Raw genomic sequence first — 23,117 nt, 5'->3', positions numbered from 1 at the left:
AAGAAAATTAAAAAGAGCAGCCTTTAAACTGAAATGAGGCTGCTCTGTAAATTATATTTTTTATTTTATTCTAAATCAAGGGTTATTGTAACTGGACAGTGATCAGATCCCATTACATCAGTCAAAATATCAGCATTTTGTAATTTATCTTCAAGACCTCCAGAAATAAAATGGTAATCTATCCTCCAGCCCGCATCTCTCTCTCGAGCTCGGGTTCTATAGCTCCACCAGGAATAAGTCTCTTTATCCGGATGGAAATAGCGATAGGTATCTATATACCCATGCTCTTCTAACTTATCAAGCCATTCTCTTTCAATCGGCATAAAACCAGATGTCTTAACATTAGAATCAGGATCATGAAGATCAATCGGGTGATGAGCAGTATTATAATCACCACAAACAACAATTTCTTTTCCGTTCTCCCTTAAATCTTCACAATAGTCTAAAACGGCGTCATAAAAATCTAATTTATAGTTCAATCTTTCTTTGCTGCGTTTACCATTAGGAAAATATATATTTAGAAGATAAAAATCATCAAATTCTGCTGCTATAACTCTACCTTCACGATCAAACCTTTTAATTCCCAGGCCATGCCAGACATCAAGTGGTTTTTTCTTAGTATATAAGGCTACTCCACTATATCCCTTTTTTTCACCAAAGGTAAAATAGGAATGATAGCCTTCGATTTCTCTTAATTTATCTTTTAGCTGGTGGTCCTGAATTCTAATTTCCTGCAGTCCTAAAACATCGGGCTGTTCTTCTTCAATCCAATCTAAAAAACCTTTTCTTTTAACAGCTCTAATTCCATTTACATTCCAAGAATAAATTCTCATCAACATCCATCCTTCCCTTAAGCATCAACTACAATTTTTATATCAAAATAAATTCTTTAAGGAATTTCAGTAAAATTATTTTTTAAAGCATGAACTTAAAATTGTAAATTAGATATCTCTCTCATAAATTTCTTGAACCTTATCAAATTCAGCCAGAACTTCTTTATCTTTTTGACTATATATCTTGTTGCCAATCATAATCACAGCTGTATTGACTAAAAATCCAGGCACAATTTCATATAAAGTACTGCCTAAACCACTTTCTTTCCAATAAATCAAAGTGATAGTCCCTAAAAGCATACCAGTTAAAACAGAGCGCCATGATGTTTCCCTGGAAAATAGCGCAAATAAAACAACTGGACCAAAGGCAGCCCCTAAACCAGCCCAGGCATAAGAAACTAGACCTAAAACACTGTTATCAGGGTTTAAAGCAAGTATAAATGCAATGACTGCAATTATAATAACAAAAGCTCTACCAGCCCACATTTTTTCGGACTCACTGGCTTCTCTAGATACAATTTTATTATAAAAATCTTCTGTTAGAGTTGAAGAAGAAACTAAAAGTTGTGAGTCAATAGTCGACATAATTGCAGATAAAATTGCAGCTAACAAAATCCCTCCTAACCAGGGATTAAATATTTCTGCGATCATTTCTATAAATACTTTTTCGCTATCTGCTATATTAGGAAACATAGGAACAGCAATAATCCCGACAAAAACTGCTGCAGTTAAAGAAATTGCCACCCAAACAACAGCAATTTTACGAGCTGATGCTACTTTTTTTATTGTATCAATCCCCATGAAACGTGCTAAAATATGGGGCTGGCCAAAATAACCAAGGCCCCAGGCAGCTGCCGAAATAACAGCCGCAAAAGTAAATCCTTCCGGCATTAATGATAAAGAGACTCCATTTTCTGCTGTCATTTCAATTATGGAACCCATTCCTCCAATTTCACCATAAGCTATTGTAGGAACTATAGTAATTGCAAAAAACATTAATATACCCTGAAAAAAATCAGTCCAGGATACTGCCATAAATCCGCCCAAAAAAGTGTACGATACTATTGCTAGACCACCAAATATAACGGCTAATCGATATTCGATATTAAATAATGATTCAAATAATTTACCTGAAGCTACAAGACCTGAAGCAGAATAAATAGTAAAAAACAATAAAATTATTGCTGCAGAAATGATTCTTAATAAACCTGTTGAATCACCAAATCTCTTTTCAAAAAATGATGGTAAAGTCATTGAATCAGTTTTTTCCGTATATACTCTAAGGCGAGCTGCAACATACTTCCAGTTTAAGACTGTTCCAATGAAAAGCCCAATAGCAATCCAGGCCTGACTTGTTCCTCCTAAATAAACAGCTCCGGGTAACCCCATTAAAAGCCATCCACTCATATCACTGGCCTGGGCAGAGAGTGCAGTAACCCAGCTTCCCATTGCTCTACCACCAATTAAATAATCCTCTAAACTAGAAGTTTTTTTATAAAAATAAACTCCTATTCCCATCAAAAAAACTAAATAAACTGAAAAAGACGTTATTGTTGCTGACATTAATACTTCACTCCTATCTTCTTTTTAAAAGAAATCAGCCGCCAGAGCGGCTGATTAATTAATTCTTATTTCCAGCTGTCTTCACCTATTAGCGGCACAAATCTAACATACTCGAGTTCTTTTTCTTTAACTCTCCCATTGAATTTCTTAGTTAAAACCTTTAATCTTTGAACCTCATTTCTTTTACCAACCGGAATAACTAGCCTTCCTCCAGCTGAAAGCTGTTCAACCAACTTCTGAGGAACATAAGGGGCAGCAGCTGAAACTAAAATTGAATCATAGGGAGCAAATTCTTCCCAGCCTAAACTACCATCACCAAATTTAACCTTAATATTCTGGTAGCCTAATTTTTCTAATAATTCTTCAGCCTGAACAGCTAATGTTTCGATTCTCTCAACGGTAAATACCTCAGCTGCTATTTCTGCCAGTAAAGCAGCAGCATAACCGGAGCCTGTACCAATTTCAAGAACCCTGTCAGTTTTCTTGATTTCTAAAGCTTCAAGCATTACTGCAACAATATAAGGCTGACTAATTGTCTGGCCAGCAGCAATCAGCTGTGCTCCATCTGCATAAGCATATTTTTTATTATTTTCCGGAATAAATTTTTCTCTTTCTACATTTCTAAAAGAATCTAAAACTAGATCGTCATCTATTCCTCTTTTCATTAGCTGTTCTTCAACCATCTGCTTGCGAAGTTTTTCAAAATCAATCTCCATAAATTTCCACCCCGCTTTTTGGCCTGCCCGGTATTAGTCTGAAAGATCACTTAAAGATTTTTTATCTATTTTACCGGTAGCATTTTTAGGTAATTCATCTAAAAAATCTACCAACTTAGGTACTTTATAATTTGCGAAATACTCCATACAGTACTTTTGAATTTCTCTTTCATTAGCAGTTTCACCATCTCTTAATACAATTACAGCCTTTGGGATTTCACCGCGAAGTTCATCCTTAGTTGCTACAACTGCGGCCTCTCTAATTTTTGGATGTTTGTACAGCTGTTCTTCAATTTCTCGAGGATAAACATTCATTCCTCCAACATTAATCATATCTTTTTTGCGATCAACTATATAAACATAACCATCTTCATCCATTTTTCCTAAGTCACCTGTATGCAGCCAACCACCTCGTAATGCTTTTTCAGTAGCTTCTGGCATTTTATAGTAACCCTTCATTACATTTTCTCCCTTAACTGTAATCTCACCAATCTCGCCAATTGGTACTTCATTATCATTTTCATCAACAATTTTAACTTCTGTTTCTGGAATTGGAAGCCCAACTGATCCAGACTTTCTTTCGCCATCCACAGGATTTACATAAGCAACAGGGGAAGTTTCTGTAGGACCATTTCCTTCTAAAATCTTAACGTTAAATGTTTCCTCGAAATCTTCCATTGTCTGCTGAGGCATGGCTGCTCCACCAGATACACATAAATTAAGATGTGACAAATCATAATTATCTTTGTTTTTTACATTTAAAAGAGCGGAGTACATAGTTGGAACCCCAGCAAAAAATGTTACATTTTGCTCCTGAATTACTTTTAATACAGTCTCAGGTAGAAATTTATCGATAATCACAATTTCTGCTCCTAAAAATAACGGCATTAAAATGCAGACAGTTTCGGCAAAAGCATGAAACATCGGCAGCACACAAATATAGCGATCACTATCATCAACCTTTAAATGTTCAATAGTTTTTTGAGTGTCAAAAATCAAATTATGATGAGTCAGCATTGCTCCTTTTGGTTGACCTGTAGTACCTGAAGTGTATAAGCAGGCTGCTGTAAATTCCTGATCTATATTCTTTAGCTTGGGTAGGCTTGTTTTTTGATTTTTAAATTCTGATAAAAGTAAATAGTCATCTGATTTTTCTCCGTCAACTAAAATTATATTTTCTAAATACTCTAAGTTACATTTTTGGATTAAAGGTAAAAACTTTTTGGAAGTGATTACAATTTTAGCTTCTGAATTATTCAAAATATATTCTACAGCCCGTGCTTTAAAACTTATATTTAAGGGCACCATAGTAGCTCCAGATTTAATAACACCTACATAAGAAACTAAAAATTCGATGCTATTTGAAAGCATAATACTCACCATATCTGATGGTTTTATACCTAAATCTATTAAACCATGTGCCAGTTGGTTACTTTCCTTTTCAAGCTGACTGTAAGTTATTTTTTGATCATCTAATACAGCGGCCAGCTTTTCTTTTTTTTCATTTGCAGTTTTCGAAATTATATCTCCTAATAACAATTAAATTACCTCCCATTATTTTATTGATCTTAAATCTATTTTTTACAAATAATTAAACTACCAGGTAACATGAAAGCCTCTGCTGTCAATGTGTAAAAAAGGACCACGAACACCATTCCCTTTATAACTGCTTACTCCTCCCTGGAGCTGAGAATTATTTTCTTTTTGATCAAATTTAACAGCTAAATCAAAAAGTAGATTCGAATCATAAATATTTGATTTTCCATCCCCATTTAAATCATCCATCCACTGATTATTGGTATTATCGATATAGATATCAGCAGCATCTCCAAACAAATGACGGCTAAAACTGGTGTTATTCCCTAATTTTTTATTAAAATAAGGACTGCGATAAACACTAACAATGCCAAAAGTATCAGCTCTATAGCCAGCTTTATTAACCTCTTCTAAAAAATACTCCAATTTTAAAAGCAGAGACTCCTGCAGTACTATGTACTGAGGGAATTTCGCACTCTGGTTAGTTACAAATTGCTGCATTGTAAAATGTGGAGTTAAATTAAGATCTAAGAGTGACTCTTCAATTTTTAAAAATCCAGCTGGTTTTGAATAATACTCTTTTTTATCTGAAGTGATTTTGGGATAATAACCAATTCTAAAACCATCTAGATATTGACCATTCTTTTTTTCAGCTGGATGTAGAACAAAAACGTTTAAATTGATTTCTGTTCCTGGACCGGTGCCTCTTTTTTGTTTTATTCTTACCGGGTAATAGCCACTTTTACCTGGTGCCTGCCACTTAAATGATTTATCATTTTCAAACCTTTTACCATTTAATTCAATTACATATTTTTGGTTTTGATCTTTTTCAGCTATATAAATTTCAATTCCTTCTCGAGGCATGACAAAAATGCTAAAAGTTTTCAAAGGAATTTCAAAGTTGTCATAGACTATTGAAAAATCTGCGTGCTCATTAGAAAAAGCTGCTGCATTAAGTGAAATACTACTAATTAAAATTAAAACTACAAGTGTTATTAAAAAAAATATTTTTTTCATTATTTATATTTTTACTCCTTCAGATTTTTGTTTGAACTATTGTTATATTAATTACTCTATAAAATGCTTTTTATTTCTGGCAAATTAGAAATATAATTAAAAATATTCTTCAATTATTTTTTGATCTCGATTATAAATGTCTTCCCTAAAATTTAATCTACCAAAAGAATCTACCCAGGCAGTATTGTACTGCAGATAGATTTTAATTGGATTTTTTAAATAAACAGTTTTTTCTTTATCTTTCTTCATTTCTTCTTCTATTTTTTCTCGACTCCATTTTTCCTGATCATTTAGTAAATAATCAGCCAGCTCAATTGGCTTTTCGATTCTTATACACCCTGAACTAAATCCTCTTTCATTTTCAGAAAAAAGATAGCGGCCTGGAGTGTCATGTAAATAAACACTAAACTTATTAGGAAACATAAACTTTACTCTTCCTAAAGCGTTATTATCACCTGGATTTTGACGCAGGAGATAATTAAAATTATCCTCATCAATTTTTGACCAGTTAACTTCTGCTGGGTCAATTTCTTCTAATTTATTATTACCGGTATACTGAAATAGAGAATAATTATTTTCTATAAGATAGGTATAATCTTTTTTAATTAGCGGCAGTTTATCTTCTACAGCAATCGATTTAGGCACATACCAGTAAGGATTTATTACAAGGTATTTTATAGTATCACTAAAAACAGGAGTACTCCTCTGCTCTTGACCAACAATGGTTTTCATCTGCATAATTACTTGGTTGTTTTCATACAATTTCAAACTATAATCTGCAATATTTACATAAATATAACGACTTCCTAAATTCTCAGGCAGCCAGCGCCATCTTTCCATATTAATGATTAATTGTTTTATTCTATATTCCAATGGAAGATTAAGTACAGCAAAAGTCTTATAGCCCACAACTCCATCACTTTTTAGTCCATTATCAAGTTGAAATTGACGTACTGCCCATCTTACATTCTGATTGAATTGATCCTTAAATTTTAAACTTTCGCTATTTAAATAATTTCGGGCATCTAAGTTCTTGATTAATTGCGAAACTCTCAATCCCTTTGCTCCAATACCTAGCGGTTCTCCCGGATTTATTTGGGGCCAGGCTTCTACTTTCCCAGAATCCCTATAATAGGCTAACTTTTCTTTTAATTTTAGATAATTATCTGTTTTGGGAAGCTGATTAGTTATTGCTTCAGAAATTTTAAGTTTTTCATTTGTTAAATAGCTGAGCAGCTTTTGAGCCTCTAAATTTTCAGCTTGATAATTATAATCATCAATTATAATTTCAGCATCTATTTTTCCATTTAAATAATCAGAGGCGAGGCTTAAATAAGCATTAGTTAATAAAATATCCATTAGAGCTCTTTTATCACGACATTCTTCTGTAAATAACGAATTTTCATTAAGACAGTCTTTAATCAAATCCAAATGATAATCAGAAGGATTTAGACCTTCAAAGTAGCTATTTTTTACCTCTTTAACTAATGGTCTGGGATCTTTTTTGAATTTTTCTTCTCCAAACCAAATTGAGCGGTGATGTCGCTGATCATAAAATTCAATTAGCTCCTGATAAAAGCGAACATTTTCAGCTTTTGGAAATCTTCCTTCATATTCTTCGATTACAATTAAATGATTTCTAATTGACATAGCTAGCTCACTTTGAGCTGCTGTATTCACATTAAAAACAAAAATTATAAACAAAAAAAACAAAAAAATTGCTAATGTTTTTTTCAAATTTCTCCACCTGCTCTCTTTATCTAATAAATTTCTTCTATTTTTTTTAATAACTTTTCTAAAAGAGAAGATAATTCTGCAGCTGAATCTTCCATCCCGGTTAGTGCCTGCTTCATAAAATCCTGTCTCTGCTTTAACAAATCGCGCATTATTTTATTACCATCATTAGTAATTTCTAATAAAACAACTCTTCTATCATCAGCATCTCTTCTTCTTTTTACAAGGCCAGCTTCATGAAGATAATCAACAATTACTGTGACAGTGCTATTTGCCATATGTAACTCTTCATGAATATCTCCCATACTGACCGGTTCAGATTCTAAAATAACTCTTAAAACGTGAAATCTACCTAATGTCAGATTATAACACTTTAAATGGTCTTTTGTATATTCATTTAAATATTTAGCTATATTTCTTATTTTTGCTTCTATTTTATTATTTATTTTATTTCCCATATCAATAACCTCACCCATTTGTCTAGTTTTAAAAAAGCAATCCAATAGTTACTGATATTATATAATAATTTAGCTTTAAAAACAAGATTTTCAATGAATAGAATGTTATAAATCAGCAGTTAAGCTGTTTTTAAGAATAATTTTTTAAAGTTATAGTTACTCTAAAGAAATAAAAAAAAGAGCCTCCAAAATGGAAGCCCCTAATTACATATTACTCATTTTTCAGCTCATTAATCTGCTTTTTAACTATTTCTAATTCATTATTAAGAGTATTAGCTAAATTTTCTAATCTTGTTATTTCTCTATCTCTATTTTCTCCACTTGAGAACTCTTCAGAGTCATCTGCAGCAGGTACATAAGCAGCACCTCTTCTGCGATTTCCGGAAAAAGTTCTGCCATAACCCATGCCCCGACCTTTAACATAACCACGACCAAACCCTGACCCACAACCAGCTCCATTTCTGAAACCTCTACCAGCACCCTGGGGAACTGCATTTGCAGCAAAACCTGGCTGCTCATTGTCGGAACAATAACCTAAAGCTCTTCCGGTCATTGGACCTGCACCTTCTGGACCTCTTCTATCTCCTCTTGGCATAATCAATCACTCCTCTATAATTGTTGTTAATGAACATATACTCTTTATCTTGCATCTTTATTATAACTCTATTTTGAACATATGTCAATAATTAGCCAAAATTTTTTCTCAGGCGCTTATTTATGCCCGGCATTAATTTATATTTGATAATTTATGAAAATAGATTAATGTTTATGGCTGCCATGATCGTGATTATGATGATCATGGTCTCCATGAGAACATGCATTTGATGAGATACTTAAATCACCGTTTAAATAGTCAAGTACAGCAGTTTTCGCTTCACCTGAAGCACCACATACTACATCAATATTATTTTTTTCAAAAATTGCTATTGCTTTCTGTCCCATACCTGATGCAATAACCAGATTAGCTCCAGCTTCATTTAAAAGCTTTGGCAAGAGGCCAGGCTGATGGCCCGGATTTTCCAAATTGTTTTCTTCAACAATTTTATTATTTTCAACACTAAAAATTTTAAAATAAGGTGCATGTCCAAAATGTGCAGATACATTTTCTCCCTGAACTGGTACAGCTATTTTTTTCATATTATTATACCTCCAAATTTTTTATTAATTTTGATTTAACACTAATCATTTTTCTTCGTAAATCTTGATTATTATCAACAAAAAGTTCTCCTCTTTTTAAAGATTCGACAATTATCCTACTATAAGGTAATTTAGTAAATAGTTCAATATTTTCCTGCTGACAATAAGCTTCAATTTGATCACTAATTTCTTCATTTAAATCATATTTATTAATTACAAGACCGGCAGGAATATTAAAATGCTGCACTACTTCGATAACTCTTTTCAAATCCGAAAAACCTGATTTTGTTGGCTCAGTAACTAAAATTGCAATATCTGAACCGGTTAATGAAGCAATAACAGGACAGCCAATTCCTGGAGAACCATCAATCAATATCCAATCTTTATTTTTTTTCTTAGCTACTTCTGATGCCTTTTTCTTAACTTCACTGACTAATTTACCGGAAGTATCAGCACCAGGAATTAAACGGGCATGAATCATATCCCCAAACTTACTCTCAGCTTCATATAAACTACCTGTCTCAACAGCTTCCATTTTTAAAGCTTTTGTTGGACAAACTTCTACACAAACACCACAGCCTTCACATTTTAAATTTTTAATTTTAAAGTCTTCAGCTGTAATGGCATTAAACCGACAGTTATCATAACACAACCCACAGTCAATACATCTTGCTTGATTTTTCACTGCTAATTTTGCACCTTTATGAATAACTTCTTTTTTATTGACAGGATTTAATAAAAGGTGCAGATTTGGTGCATCAACATCACAATCTCCAAGTACTAAGTTATCTAATAAAGAGGCCAGATTAGCTGTGAAGGTAGTTTTTCCGGTTCCACCTTTACCACTAATTACTGTTATTTCTTTCATATTTATTGGCCTCCTCAAGAATATTCTGATATAATTTTTTGAATTCTGTTTTCCACCCTTCAATTCTATTGATAAAAGGATAACCATTAGAATATAATTCTGCAATTTCTCGAGAAAAGGGTATTTTTAATAGAATTTTTATTCCTTCTTGCTGGCAGTAGTCTTCAATTAAATAATCTGAATCCGCTTCAGCTCTATTAATAATTACTGCAAAAGGCTGTTCAATTTGTTTAAGCATCTCAACAACCATCTTTAAATCATGAAGACCAAAAGCCGAGGGTTCTGTCACAACTATAGTAAAATCAGTATCTGTAATTGCTTCAATTGTGGGGCAGGTTGTTCCCGGTGGTGAATCTATAATAACCTTTTTCTTGTGATCGATTTTTGATTTTAATTTTTCAATTACCGGTACAGCTTTCTCTTCCCCTGTATTTAATTCCCCCTGCCAGAAATCAAGATTTATAAACTGATGATGTCTTATTTTACCCAGTTCTTTTTTATTTTCGGTAATTGCATTTTCAGGACAAACAATTTTACAGCCTCCACAGCTGTGACAAACTTCTTCAAAAACTAAAACATTATCTAGCATCATTGCCAGGGCATTATACTCGCAAAAGTTAACACATTTTCGGCAGGCAGTACATAAATCAGCATTAACTTCTGGAATTAAACGCATAACTGATTCTGCTTCTCTATTTTCTATTTCTGGTGAAATAAAAATATAGTCATTAGGCTCTTCTACATCTGCATCAAGAAGTTGAACATTCTCCAGAGCAAGTGCTAAGTTAACAGCTAAAGTTGTTTTACCAGTTCCGCCCTTCCCGCTCAAGATTGATAGCGAAATTTCTTTATTCACTTTAACGATGTCCTCCCGGGCCAGCTTCGGCCTCAACTAGTTTGCCTGCCTGATAATCTCTATATGCTTCTTTGATTAATTTTTGATCAGTTAGGTCTAAAACTTTAATTCCAGCTACTGTTAAAGCTTTATAAGCTTTTGGCCCAAAATGATAGGCTGCAGCAATATCTGCACCCTTATCAGCACATAACTGAGCTGCACCAACTCCGGCTCCACTGCTTTGGTCAGCAGCACTATTATCAATAAATTCAATACTATCTTTCTCAGTATTTACTACAGCAAAATAATTTGCTCTGCCAAAATTTTCATGAATCTCAGTCTCAAAACCATTAATCCCAACTGCAGGAATAACTATTTTCATATTGATAACCCCCTCATTTTTATAAGATTACCGGACACTCGTAAAAATCACCAGTTCTTATTTGTAATTAAAAACTAATTTTGACAAGCACCCGGCAACTTAAATTTACTTATTAAGTTTCAATGGCTCAACTGACTCATCAAATCCCTGTTCTTTATCTGCTAATTTTTTAGCAATTTTAATAAATTCCTGTGATATTTCAGATTCAGGTTCATCAAAAACAATTGGATTTCCAGAATCACTGCGGCGGCGAACTTCAGAAATTAAAGGTAATTGACCTAATAGTTCTGTTTCCATAAAATCAGCCAGATCTTTACCACCATTTTCACCAAAGATATAGTCTTTATTGCCACATTCAGAACATCTGTAATAAGCCATGTTCTCGACAACACCTAAAACTTTGTGATCCATTTTCTCAGCCATAGCTCCAATTCTTCCTGCCACTTTAGTTGCAGTAACCTGAGGAGTTGTAACAACTAGAGTTTCAGCATGAGGTACCTTCTGCATAATATTTAATGGCATATCTCCTGTTCCTGGAGGTAAATCAATTAACATATAATCTAATTCTCCCCAGCGAATATCCTTAAAAAACTGTTCTAAAGCCCCAGTAAGCAATGGTGCTCTCCAAATAACAGGTTCATTTTCACCAACAAAAGAACCCATGGAAATTACTTTAATTCCTCTAACTTCAGGTGGAATAATTTCTTTTTCACTGACTGCCTTTGGTTTTTCAGTAACTCCCAAAATTCTTGGCACACTAAAACCTCTTACGTCAGCATCAATAATTCCAACCTTATATCCTAATTCTGCTAAAGCTGTCGCTAAATTTACAGTAACAGTAGATTTTCCTACTCCACCCTTACCACTAGCAACAGCAATAATTCCTTTATTGATTGAACCATGTTCTAAGATAACCTTCTTATCTTTTACTTCATACATTAAATAATCACCTCATTATATATTATGGTCATTTGTTCATTTAACTGTTTTAACTATAACACTTTTTTATTTTCAAATCAAGTACTAAAATTACCAGTCAAAATTTTTTAACTATCTGTTTTCATTTTACTCTTATTTAAGGTAAAATATTAAATAAGTTATAAAAGTAAGTTGTAAAAGCAGAGTTTTAGCAACAATTTAATTAAAGAGAAATCTAATTAAAAATATTTATAAACTTGTTAAGAATACTTTATTTAAAGGGTGTAATAAAATGAGAAGAGAAAGATTAATTAGTTATAAGGAAAGTCTGGATTTAAAAAATAGTATTTACATTGATGCAAGAACAAAAGAAGAATATTTAGAGGCAACTATTCCAGGTGCCGTTAATATAGAATTATTAAACCACAGTGAAAGAAAAATCATTGGTACAATTTATAAACAGGAAAGCCCTAAAAAAGCAAAATTAAAAGGTGTTGAATTAGTTTCACCTAAAATTCCTGATTTAATAAGAGAAGTTAATCAACTTAATCAAAAATTTGATAATCTAATTATTTTCTGTTCAAGAGGAGGTCTTCGCAGTAAAAGTCTGGCTGAGTTTTCAGATTTAGCCGGAATTGAAGTTTATAGATTAGACAGTGGTTATAAAGGTTATAGACATTATATTATTAATAAATTAGAAAACTATAATTTCAAAGGTCAAATTTCAGTACTACACGGCAATACAGGAGTTGGTAAAACTTATATTTTGAAAGAAATGGAAAAATTAGGTGCAGATATTATTGACCTGGAGCAAATAGCAAATCATAGGGGATCAGCTTTTGGAAGTATTGGTCTTGCCAAACCATATAACCAAAAATATTTCGAATCACTACTCTGGCAGGAATTAGAATCTAAAGATAAAAAGAATGGAGTAATATTTGTCGAAGCTGAAAGCAGAAGAGTTGGACATTCAGTAATACCGGATTTTTTCAATCAAAAAATGAAATCAGGAGATGACCTATTAATAACTGCTTCAATGAAAAAAAGGGTAGAAAATATTTATCTAGAATATATAAAAGATATAGAGAGTAATCAAGAAGAATTCATCGAAAGAGTTTTAGAATCGTTAACAGCAATCAAAAAATATATTATAAAAAAAGCTGGTAAAGATTCTTATTTTAAACTTTTAGAATTAACAAGAAAAGCGGAATTTAAAGAACTAACAAAAATATTATTAGAAGAATATTATGACCCAATGTATGAACATTCTCAGAATAAAATTAATAACTATAAAGCTGAAATTAGTGCTGAAAATATTCAAAATGCTGCTCAAAATATTATAAATATCTATCAGATTTAAAGCTAATATTCTATTTCAAAGATAGGAGCTGATTTGATGTCAAAAGAAATAAAAAAATTTTCTATGGGAGGTATTGACCTTCCAGGAAATAAAGAGCTTAATACAAACCTACAGATTGAAGAATTACCTCTGCCAGAGACTGTTTATTTGCCTGTACAGCAGCATATTGGCAAACCAGGAGAAATTTTAGTTAAAACAGGTGATTATGTTGCAAGAGGACAGCTAATAGTTAAAGCAGAAGCTGGGGTTTCAGCCAATCTGCATGCCAGCATTTCGGGAAATATTATTGACATTAAAGATATCCCTGATTCCCGAGGCGGAAAATCAAAGGCAATTATTATAAAACGAGATAAATCAGCAGAATTCAAAAGGGTTGATTTTAGTTTGAAACAAAAAAATGAAAAAACTGCTGCAGAAATCAAAGATATTATTAAAGAATCAGGTATTATTGGAATGGGGGGTGCTGGATTTCCAACCCATATTAAACTATCTCCTCCTAAGGAAAAACCAATTGATACAGTAATTGTAAATGGTTCAGAATCAGAGCCTTTTATAGCTGTTGATGATCGGACTTTACAGGAAAAAACTGCTAAGGTTTTTAGAGGCCTAGAATTAATAAAAAAAGCTGTTGGTGCTCAAAATGCTTTCATCGCCTGTGAAGATAATAAAAAAAATGCAATTAAATGTTTAAAGTTGGAGTCAGAAAATTGGCCAGATTTAGATTATGAGATAACTGATTCTTTCTATCCACACGGATCAGAGAAAAAATTGATTGAAGCCTGTTTGGATCGTGAAATTCCAGAAGGTGCACTGCCGATGGAAGTTGGAGTTGTAGTCAATAATGTTCAAACTGCAGTTGCCATTGCTGAAGCAGTCGATGAAGGTCAGGCTGTTGTTGATCGAGTTGTTTCTGTCAGCGGCCGAGGTATTAAAAACCCTAAAAACCTTGTTGTCCCTCTAGGAACTCCAATCAAAGAACTTTTAAATTATTGTGGTGGTATGGTATCTGAAGAAAGTGTTTTACTAATTGGTGGAACAATGACTGGTTTTAGGGCTGAAAGCACTGATATACCAATAACAAAAACTGGCTTTGGAATAATCATTCTATCTCAATCAGAATATAAAAATTATGAAAATAGAGTTTGTATCCGTTGTGCTAAATGTGTTGATGCCTGTCCTGTTTATATATCTCCGAATCGAATCACTGATTATATAAATAATAATTATTTAGAAGAGGCTGAAGCTTTAAGTTTGAGCAGCTGTATTGAATGCGGAAGCTGCGCCTATGTTTGTCCTGCAGGTAGGCCCCTTTTAAGATGGCTGAGAGAGGGTAAAACTAAATTAAGAGAACTTCAAAAATAATGGAGGTGGTTTTCAAATGAACTTAAATCTTTCTGGTCCTCATATCGGGACAGATGATTCAATAGAGAAAACAATGTGGAATGTTGCTTTAGCATTAATTCCAGCTGCAGCAGCTGCATTAATATTTTTTGGACCTTATGCACTTTATTTAATTTTTTCAACTGCAGTTTTTTCTGTTATTTTAGAATATCCGTTTACTAAAAAAATCCCAGGTGACGGCAGTGCTTTTGTAACTGGTATGCTTTTAGGAATGAGTATCCCAGCTAATTCCCCTTTCTGGCTGCCGCTAGTTGGTGCATTTTTTGCTGTTATTTTTGCCAAACAGCTATTTGGAGGAATTGGAAACAATATTTTTAACCCTGCTTTAGCCGGTAGAGCAGTAATTAGACTTTCCTTTGCTGAATATTTTTCTAAATGGCCTGCTCCTTTTGATGCAGCTGCTGGTGCAACTCCTCTTGCTCAGAGAGCAGCAGACTCTTCTTATACATATCTAAGTCAAAACGGGCTTAAAGGCTTGGGGAACTTATTTATTGGAAATATACCAGGTGCTGTTGGTGAAACTTCAGCTCTAGCTTTATTAATCGGTGCAGCTTTTCTTTATTACAAAGGTTACATAAGTTGGAGAATTCCAGGTGCTTTTATATCAGCTGTTATTATAACTTCCTTTTTACTTGGAATTAATCCTCTCTTCAGTATTTTTTCTGGTGCTGTTATATTGGGTTCTTTTTTCATGGCAACAGATATGGTTAGTTCTCCAACTGCTAAGGAAGGAAGACTATTTTATGGTGCAGGCTGTGGAGCTTTAACAGTTTTTATTCGGTATTTTTCGAGTTATAGCGGAGGTGTAACTTTTGCCATTTTAACTATGAATGGTCTAGCTTATCTTTTTGATCATTTATTTGAAGGTTTTCATTTTGGCCAGTACCAAATTCGTAAACAAAACTATAAGATTATAGCTTCATCTATTTTTGCAGCAGCAATAATTATTATATTTAGTTACCTTAGTCTTTCGATTGGTTAGATAAATAAGAAAGGAGATTTTTAGATGGATAATAAGATAACACTGGTTAATAAAATATGTCTTTTATCTCTGCTTGCTTTACTTGCTGGAACTGCCCATGGTGTTTTATTTGCCCTTATTTTTAGCTTATCTTTAAGCTTTATTGCTTTAATTATTAAATTAGTATACTCAATCAATGAAAAATTTTTCTACCAAAAAAAAGGTAAGATCATACTCTGGAGTATCGGTTTGGGAATTTCCTATTTTCTCCATGCAATTCTGCCCCAAATATTCAAATCACAGGCTAAGTATTTTAATTACTATTTTATTTTAATTGGAGTCATCCCCTTAGTTTATGCAGATTTGAAAATTAAGAAACTAGATAACTTTTTAATTAATCATACCTTATTTTTAGATCTAATGCTTGCTGTGTCTGTCTTAAGAGAACTTTTAGGAAGAGGTAGTATTTTCAACTATCAAATTTTTAATACTCCGATCTTTACCTTGGCCAATAAGCCAGCTGGCGCTTTTATAATTCTAGCTGCAGCAGCATTTATCTATGAAATCCTGCTTAAAAAATTAAATTTAGAAAATAAATTAAAAAATGAAACAGCAGTTTTTTCTGAAAGTGAGGTATAAGTATGAATGAAATAATATTTCTTTTTTTGGATCAACTTTTAAAAAATAATGTTGTTTTAATTTCTTTTACTGCAGTACTTTTGATAATAGTAGAAACTCCAAAACTAAGAGCATCTTTTAAAGATGGGTTGATTATTACAAGAGCTATGGGAGCTGCAGCAATATCAGCCTGGATTTTTTCTTATTATTTTAGCTCAATTAGCTTTATCCTGCCGGCAGTTTACTTTTTAAATTCTCTAATTGCCATTAAAATTATTAAAAGTTCTGATCTGCTTCAGGGAGAATGGCTTGCCGGCTTACAGCATGATTTTATTGCTTTAGCAGGTCTTCTAGCACTACAATTTAATCTCGTAGAAAAAATAAATTATAATTCTCAAGATTTAATAGTCATTTTAGCTGTCTTAGCAGCTATTTATCTAACTTTTGTTGTAACTGCTGCTATAAAGGAACAATTGGATCTTAAAGAAACTAAAAAAATATTTAAGAAAGAATATACTTTGTTTTTAGTTCTGGCCTTTTTAAGTGCTTTAATGTCAGGTTTTAACTTTCTTTAAAATTACTAAAAGGAGACAACATTTTTATATGGTGTCTCCTTTTCCAGGTTATACTTATATAAACTATCTAATATTATATTTTAGACTAAATTTCCAGCCTTAATTAAATTATAATCACCATTTTTTAATAAATTACAAAGCTCACTTATAGTCACTGGTAATTTTTCTGAAACTATTCCGCCCAGTGCTAAATCCTCGTATTCGTGAAAATCTGAGCCAGAAATCATCTTTAATTCATATTTTTCAGCATAAGTAAATGCCTTATCATTTTGAGAATTATGACGTGGATTACCATTGTAAACCTCTAATCCATCCAGCAGTTTAATATCAGCAGGAGCCATACCAGAACGATAAGGGTGTGCTTGAAAAATTAATATCTCTTCTTCCTGTTTTTCAATTAAGATTCTAAATTCTTCTAAATTCAAATGGTGTAAATTAGGGTTATTTAACAAAAAATTTTCTTTTAAACCATAAATCAAATATTCGTTAGGATCATTATCAAATTTAATCTCTACTCCCAAAAAAATTTTAAAATCTAACTTATCAGCTATATTTTTTGCTTTTTTATAACCCTTTAAATATTTTTCAAGCTTCTTTTCCCAGCTTAAATCAGATATTTTATCAAAAAAACGAGCGTAATAGTGATCTGTTAAAACTAAAGCACTATATCCTGCCTCTTTATAGTTTTTCACTAACTCTGCTGCTTTTAGAGAACCACAGCGGCTGCTCTCGGAACTGTGAGCATGTAATTCTATTTTATATTTACTCAAACAAAACACCTCTGATTTTTAACATTTATCATAATTAACTCTCTCATAACTTAAAAGACCTATTTATCTTCTGCCAGATATCCTTACAGCGCCATTATATAATTTTTTATTAATAAAAGTCAAAAACCCCCGGCAGTTTAAATACCGGAGGTTAAATAAAATAATCTATTCAACTAAATTATATTCTCTTTTGACTCTTCCTTGCAATTGTAACTGCAAGTACAACTAGTAATGCTACAACTAACCAACCAAAAGCAACAAGTTCACTTACTGGATAGCCACCATAAGCAGTTGACAGTTCAGAAATTGTACTCTGAACAAATCCGATACCGATAAAGATTGGTGCAACAAATTTAATTAATACTTTCCAACCACTACCCATATGCAGATCAGAACTTTCATTCATATTATCTTTAATTGTATCTAAATCAAATGCATAACTTAATACAAGCATTTCTACTAAACCTACAAGTAATAAACCAAAAATATTTACAAAATGGTCAACAATATCTAAAATAGCTAAACCACCCTGAGTAACCATTGGAACACCAAGTATAAACCCAGCAATTGAAACTAAAGTAACAGCTTTTTTGCGGCTTAAACTAAAGTTATCAATTAGTGAAGAAACCACTGACTCAATTAAAGAAATACTTGATGATAATCCAGCAATAGTTAACGATAAGAAAAAGACAAAACCAAACAGTTGTGGTACTCCTGGTAGCAAGTTAATTGCCTTTGGAAAAGCAATAAAAGCAAGTCCAATACCCGATGTTGCAACATCAGCTATTCCTACACCCTGCTGTTGTGCCATATATCCCAGGACTCCAAACACACCAAAACCAACAACTATACTGAACACACTATTTGCTACACCTGCAATAATACCATTCTTTACTACGTCAGATTTTTTCGGCAAATAACTAGAATACGCTATCATAATTCCAAAACCTAAACTTAAGGTAAAGAATATCTGTCCATAAGCTCCAACCCAGATATTAAAATCTAAGATTTTAGAAAAATCCGGGGTGATAAAAGCCTTAATACCCTCCATTGCACCTGGAAGTGTTACACCTCTAAACACAATAACTACAACCATTAATGCTAAAAGAGGCATGAAAATTTTACTGGCTTTCTCAATTCCTTTTTCTACTCCACCAGCAATAATAACATAGTTTATCAGCCAAACAGCTAATAAAGCAAAGAAAATTTGCCACTGAATTCCCCCGAGTGTAAATGCACTACCACTAAACCCTAAAAAATCTCCAAAGAAAAATCCTTCAGGATCTGTAGTCCAGCCTAAAGAAAATGATTCAAAAACAAATAATAAACTCCAGGCAATAATAACGATATAATAAACTGTTACTACAAAGGCTACTAATACTGACCACCAGCCAATCCACTCAAACTTTTCTTTTACTTTCCTAAAAGAACTTGGAGCAGAATTTCTGGTAAAAAATCCAAATCCCATTTCAAGCAGTAACAGAGGTAATCCGGCAGTTATAAGAGCAAATATATATGGAAATAAAAATGCTCCACCACCATTTTCATATGCCTGATAAGAAAAACGCCAAATGTTACCTAATCCTACAGCTGAACCAATTGTTGCTAAAATAAATCCAAGTCTACTTCCCCATTGATCACGATTCTCTTCCATTTCTCTTTCCTCCTTGTCTTCTTTCTACTCATTTTATTTTAACCTGACATATCTGGCTCAGCTCAGCTAAAAATTAAATACTTAAAATACCAAAATAATAAACTAATAATACAATCTTAAATTCACTGCTAGATATTTTTTTGCTGCTGATAATATAAGATTGTATACTCATCTCAACTATTCTAATCAGGTTGAATGTATTATAACAAATAAATTCAACAATTTCCAGCTTTTAATACAAAAATCAAATAAATGTATTTAGAATTGATATTATCTTTAATTAAAGCTTTGAAATTTAGCGATTGATGCATACAGCTGAATATGATAAAATTAATTGGTAAAGTAAATATATAAAATCTAATAATAAGGAGGATTAATTATGGAAAGAGAAAATTGGACTTCCAGATTGGGTTTTATTCTTGCCGCTTCTGGATCCGCGATTGGTTTGGGAAATATTTGGCGTTTTCCTTTTGTAACTGGTACAAATGGAGGCGCAATTTTTATTTTAATTTATTTAGCTGCTATATTATTTATTGGATATCCTATTTTAGTATCTGAAATGTCTTTAGGAAGAAAGACTGAAAAAAATCCTATTGGAGCTTTTAAAAGTCTGGCTCCTAATACTCCCTGGTATCTTGTTGGAGCTTTAGGTGTTTTATCAGGTTTTGTAATTTTGAGCTACTATTCTGTTGTAGCAGGTTGGGGAATGTCATATATTTTCAAATCTCTAACATTTAATGTTGACAGCAACTTTGCTCAAATTTTTGGTTCACATATCAGTAGTCTAACTGAACCAATTTTATGGCATGGGGTTTTCATGCTGCTAACTATTGTTGTAATTGGTGCTGGTGTTGTTAATGGTATTCAAAAAATAGTTAAAATTTTAATGCCTATTTTATTTGGAATTATATTCTTGTTAATAATTCGTTCTGTGACTCTTGAGGGAGCTGCAGCTGGACTAAGTTTTTATTTAAAACCAGATTTTTCAGCAATCAGCTTTCAAACATTTACTGATGCTATTTCACAGGCGTTTTTCACTCTAAGCTTAGGAATGGGAGCAATTATTACTTATGGTAGTTACTTGAGTGATAAAGAAAGCATTAATGAAAGTGCAGCCTATGTTTTAATTTTTGATACAGCTGTAGCACTACTGGCAGGATTTGCAATCTTCCCTGCAGTTTTTGCTTTTGGACTTGACCCAGCTTCTGGTCCTGGCTTAACTTTTATTACCTTACCAGCAGTTTTTACTCAAATGCCTTTTGGTACATTCTTTTCTTTAATATTTTTTCTACTGCTGACTATTGCTGCTCTAACCTCTTCAATTTCTATGTTAGAAGTTGTTGTTGCCTTTTTGGTAGATGAGCATGATTGGAATAGAAAAAAAGCTTCTTATCTAATGGGTTTTCTCATCTTTTTAGTTGGTATTCCCCCATTACTTGGTTACAGCTCTTTTTCTAACTTTAGCTTTTTGGGCATGGATGTACTTGATACTTATGATTGGTTTTCAAATTCAATTTTCTTACCAACAGGCGGTATTTTAACATCTATTTTTGTTGGTCATATCTGGGGAAGCAGTAATGCAGTTGAAGAAGCTAATAAGAATAGCCGCTTTCATATTGGCAGCATTTATTCGATACTATTAAAATATATAGTTCCCACAGCTGTATTATTTATTATGCTTTTTACAATTTACCAAACAATCTAATCAATTTTTTTGAAAGTTAAATCTATAGGAGGTTCAATTTGCAGATGCAGATGACTGAAGAGCTATGTGTTCATTATGATCGTTGTGGGGGTTGTTCTACTCAAGAAACCCCTTATCAAAAACAGCTAAAAGATAAGAAGAAAATGTTAATAGATATTTTTAACGAGAAAGAGATTAATACTGATAATTTTGAAGGTATTTTAGCAAGCCCAGAAATTTATGAGTATAGAAACAATATGGAATTTAGTTTTGGCGACTTAAAAAAAGGTGGAAGACTGCAGTTAGGAATGCATCCCCGCGGTAGAAGATTTGATGTAATAACTGTAGATCAGTGCCAATTAGTTGATCAAGATTTCAGAGCTATTTTAAGCACTATCTTAAAATACTGCCGTGAACACCAATTCAAAAAATACCATATTAAATTAAGAGAAGGTTTTTTGAGAAATTTAGTTATTCGCAAAGGAATTAATACCGGTGAAGTTATTGCTAATCTGATAACAACAAGCCAGGTTGATCACGATTTTACTCCTCTAACTAATGAACTAAAAAGCCTCGATTTAAAAGGAGAACTGGTAGGGTTTATTCAAACAATCAATGATGACTTTTCAGATCAAGTCAGCTGTGATGAAATGAAAATTTATCACGGTAGAAATTATTTTTATGATCAGCTTTTAGATTATAAATTCAAAATAGATTCTCTCTCCTTTTTCCAAACTAACACCAAAGGGGCAGAATTGTTATATGCTGAAGCTGAAAAATATATAGGTAGTGCTCAAAACAAGGTAGTTTATGATCTCTATTGTGGGGCAGGTACTATCTCACAAAGTATTGCAAATGATGCTGATCAGATTTATGGAATCGAAATTGATAAGGCAGCTGCTGAAAGAGCTGCTGAAAATGCTGAGTTAAACAATGTGAAAAACACAAAATATATAGCTGGAGATGTGTTAGAAGAAATTCAAAACATTGATAAAAAAGCTGATCTAATAATCATTGACCCCCCTCGGCCTGGAATCAATCCTAAAGCTTTAGCTAAAATAGCTTCAGCTGATGCAGATGAAATTTTGTATATTTCCTGTAATCCTAAAAGTTTAGCCAGAGATTTAAAAGAGCTTAAAATCCATAATTATCAGTTAGAAAAATTCAAAGCTGTTGACATGTTTCCACATACTAAACATTTAGAAGTTATAACATTATTAAAAAAATCTTATTAAATCACAGGTTAAATAATTCAAACAGCTAAAATCAAAAACTTGTTAGAAAATCTAAAAATCAGCATCTGTAATTATTGACTAGATATCTACAGATGCTGATTAATTTAAAATCTATTATATTATAAATTACATCAAAACAGTATTGACTCCCAATATTAGCAATATTGCACCCCCAATATAATTAGCATATTTTTCAACTAAGGCAATATGTTTAATATAATTAACAATAATAAAAGATAGACCTGTCATAATTGAGGCTGCTGCACCAATTATAAGTGAGTCCTGAAAAATTATTAGTTCTCTAAAATTAAAGAGCAGAGAAAACCCTGCTCCAAGAGCATCAATACTTACACTTACTCCTAAAACAATAACAGTCCATAAGTTTAAATTTGTGTAAATACATTCTTCTTCATTTTTATACCCTTCACGAATCAATAAAATCCCCAGAATGAAAATTACTGCACCACTAAAATAATTAGAAATCGTAAAAAAATATTGGTCAATGTAATTACCACCCAGACCACCAATTAAAGCAAATAAAAATTGAAAAAAACCAAAAGAAAAAATAACTTTAGATTTTTCTACTATATTGGTTGGCTTACCACAGCCAATTGCCATTGTTACTCCCGCAGCGTCTAAGCCCAGGGCAAAAGCTACTAATAAAATATTTATTTTAAACCCCTCCATCATTAAAATATATCTTATTAAAAGTTATAGATATAATTCTTTTCTATATTTACTAATATTATAAAATATATAGCTTTAATATTCAATGATATGAAATTTAATTTAAGTGTTTAAAATAATTAAAATTTTTAAACTAAGATTATTTTAATCTACTCATAAACACTATCTAGTTATT

Annotated in this window: 23 protein-coding genes; 7 read left to right on the top strand and 16 right to left on the bottom strand. The window is 32.4% G+C overall.

Translation table 11 applies throughout. From position 1 onward, the window contains the following. Positions 1–65: 65 nt before the first annotated feature. The 13 genes from ACZ446_RS03900 to ACZ446_RS03840 form a co-directional block, all read right to left on the bottom strand. Entirely contained in the window at positions 66–833 is a 768-nt protein-coding gene (locus ACZ446_RS03900; protein WP_464393828.1) for an exodeoxyribonuclease III, read from the bottom strand. Between the two features lie 108 nt (positions 834–941). Then, on the bottom strand, positions 942–2,396 hold the full coding sequence (putP, locus tag ACZ446_RS03895) for a sodium/proline symporter PutP (RefSeq protein WP_464393827.1): 1,455 nt from the start codon (positions 2,394–2,396) through the stop codon (positions 942–944). 65 nt (positions 2,397–2,461) lie between these two features. Next, positions 2,462–3,112: a protein-L-isoaspartate(D-aspartate) O-methyltransferase gene (locus ACZ446_RS03890; protein WP_464393826.1), complete on the bottom strand. Its 651-nt coding sequence runs from the start codon at positions 3,110–3,112 to the stop codon at positions 2,462–2,464. Between the two features lie 33 nt (positions 3,113–3,145). Further along, positions 3,146–4,651 (bottom strand): long-chain-fatty-acid--CoA ligase, encoded by a 1,506-nt coding sequence (locus ACZ446_RS03885; RefSeq protein WP_464393825.1) that lies wholly within the window; start codon positions 4,649–4,651, stop codon positions 3,146–3,148. A 57-nt stretch (positions 4,652–4,708) separates the two neighbouring features. Beyond that, entirely contained in the window at positions 4,709–5,665 is a 957-nt protein-coding gene (locus ACZ446_RS03880) for a peptidase M15A (RefSeq protein ID WP_464393824.1), read from the bottom strand. Between the two features lie 96 nt (positions 5,666–5,761). Next, the gene (locus ACZ446_RS03875; RefSeq protein ID WP_464393823.1) at positions 5,762–7,402 is read right to left on the bottom strand and encodes a L,D-transpeptidase family protein; all 1,641 of its coding nucleotides are present in this window, start codon (positions 7,400–7,402) and stop codon (positions 5,762–5,764) included. A 23-nt stretch (positions 7,403–7,425) separates the two neighbouring features. Continuing rightward, on the bottom strand, positions 7,426–7,857 hold the full coding sequence (locus ACZ446_RS03870) for a MarR family winged helix-turn-helix transcriptional regulator (RefSeq protein WP_464393822.1): 432 nt from the start codon (positions 7,855–7,857) through the stop codon (positions 7,426–7,428). Between the two features lie 211 nt (positions 7,858–8,068). Next, positions 8,069–8,452: a DUF5320 domain-containing protein gene (locus ACZ446_RS03865; protein WP_464393821.1), complete on the bottom strand. Its 384-nt coding sequence runs from the start codon at positions 8,450–8,452 to the stop codon at positions 8,069–8,071. A gap of 164 nt (positions 8,453–8,616) precedes the next feature. Beyond that, positions 8,617–8,994: a NifB/NifX family molybdenum-iron cluster-binding protein gene (locus tag ACZ446_RS03860; RefSeq protein WP_464393820.1), complete on the bottom strand. Its 378-nt coding sequence runs from the start codon at positions 8,992–8,994 to the stop codon at positions 8,617–8,619. A 4-nt stretch (positions 8,995–8,998) separates the two neighbouring features. After that, positions 8,999–9,862 carry an ATP-binding protein gene (locus ACZ446_RS03855; RefSeq protein ID WP_464393819.1) on the bottom strand — a complete coding sequence of 288 codons (864 nt, stop codon included), beginning with the start codon at positions 9,860–9,862 and terminating at the stop codon, positions 8,999–9,001. After that, positions 9,840–10,718: an ATP-binding protein gene (locus ACZ446_RS03850; RefSeq protein WP_464393818.1), complete on the bottom strand. Its 879-nt coding sequence runs from the start codon at positions 10,716–10,718 to the stop codon at positions 9,840–9,842. The genes ACZ446_RS03855 and ACZ446_RS03850 overlap by 23 nt, the downstream gene beginning before the upstream one ends. 1 nt (position 10,719) lies before the next feature. Further along, positions 10,720–11,079 carry a NifB/NifX family molybdenum-iron cluster-binding protein gene (locus ACZ446_RS03845; protein WP_464393817.1) on the bottom strand — a complete coding sequence of 120 codons (360 nt, stop codon included), beginning with the start codon at positions 11,077–11,079 and terminating at the stop codon, positions 10,720–10,722. Between the two features lie 105 nt (positions 11,080–11,184). After that, positions 11,185–12,018, bottom strand: coding sequence for an Mrp/NBP35 family ATP-binding protein (locus tag ACZ446_RS03840; RefSeq protein ID WP_464393816.1), 834 nt, complete (start codon positions 12,016–12,018; stop codon positions 11,185–11,187). Between the two features lie 271 nt (positions 12,019–12,289). Here ACZ446_RS03840 and mnmH point away from each other — a divergent pair, with 271 nt between their 5' ends. The 5 genes from mnmH to ACZ446_RS03815 are packed head-to-tail and all read left to right on the top strand — an operon-like array spanning position 12,290 to position 16,912. Further along, positions 12,290–13,357 (top strand): tRNA 2-selenouridine(34) synthase MnmH, encoded by a 1,068-nt coding sequence (gene mnmH / locus ACZ446_RS03835; RefSeq protein ID WP_464393815.1) that lies wholly within the window; start codon positions 12,290–12,292, stop codon positions 13,355–13,357. 36 nt (positions 13,358–13,393) lie between these two features. Further along, complete coding sequence (rsxC, locus tag ACZ446_RS03830; RefSeq protein ID WP_464393814.1) at positions 13,394–14,719, top strand: electron transport complex subunit RsxC; 1,326 nt, start codon at positions 13,394–13,396, stop codon at positions 14,717–14,719. Between the two features lie 16 nt (positions 14,720–14,735). Then, positions 14,736–15,740: an RnfABCDGE type electron transport complex subunit D gene (locus ACZ446_RS03825; protein ID WP_464393813.1), complete on the top strand. Its 1,005-nt coding sequence runs from the start codon at positions 14,736–14,738 to the stop codon at positions 15,738–15,740. A gap of 24 nt (positions 15,741–15,764) precedes the next feature. After that, positions 15,765–16,358 carry a hypothetical protein gene (locus ACZ446_RS03820; RefSeq protein WP_464393812.1) on the top strand — a complete coding sequence of 198 codons (594 nt, stop codon included), beginning with the start codon at positions 15,765–15,767 and terminating at the stop codon, positions 16,356–16,358. 2 nt (positions 16,359–16,360) lie between these two features. Then, positions 16,361–16,912 carry a hypothetical protein gene (locus tag ACZ446_RS03815; RefSeq protein ID WP_464393811.1) on the top strand — a complete coding sequence of 184 codons (552 nt, stop codon included), beginning with the start codon at positions 16,361–16,363 and terminating at the stop codon, positions 16,910–16,912. 80 nt (positions 16,913–16,992) lie between these two features. On the opposite strand, the gene ACZ446_RS03810 is transcribed toward ACZ446_RS03815, so the two are convergent. Then, on the bottom strand, positions 16,993–17,682 hold the full coding sequence (locus ACZ446_RS03810) for a PHP domain-containing protein (RefSeq protein ID WP_464393810.1): 690 nt from the start codon (positions 17,680–17,682) through the stop codon (positions 16,993–16,995). A 178-nt stretch (positions 17,683–17,860) separates the two neighbouring features. After that, positions 17,861–19,336, bottom strand: a complete 1,476-nt coding sequence (locus ACZ446_RS03805) for a sodium-dependent transporter (protein ID WP_464393809.1) — start codon at positions 19,334–19,336, stop codon at positions 17,861–17,863. 379 nt (positions 19,337–19,715) lie between these two features. On the opposite strand from ACZ446_RS03805, the gene ACZ446_RS03800 reads away from it, so the two are divergent. Continuing rightward, positions 19,716–21,041 (top strand): sodium-dependent transporter, encoded by a 1,326-nt coding sequence (locus ACZ446_RS03800; RefSeq protein WP_464393808.1) that lies wholly within the window; start codon positions 19,716–19,718, stop codon positions 21,039–21,041. A 44-nt stretch (positions 21,042–21,085) separates the two neighbouring features. Next, on the top strand, positions 21,086–22,255 hold the full coding sequence (gene rlmD / locus ACZ446_RS03795) for a 23S rRNA (uracil(1939)-C(5))-methyltransferase RlmD (protein WP_464394370.1): 1,170 nt from the start codon (positions 21,086–21,088) through the stop codon (positions 22,253–22,255). Between the two features lie 126 nt (positions 22,256–22,381). Here the strand turns inward: rlmD and ACZ446_RS03790 are convergent, their stop codons facing one another. Then, entirely contained in the window at positions 22,382–22,945 is a 564-nt protein-coding gene (locus ACZ446_RS03790) for a manganese efflux pump MntP (protein WP_464393807.1), read from the bottom strand. Positions 22,946–23,117 lie beyond the last annotated feature (172 nt).

This window comes from Halanaerobium sehlinense (genome assembly GCF_055379485.1).
Note: the sequence above shows the minus strand (reverse complement) of the source record. Positions and strands in the feature narration are given on the sequence as shown.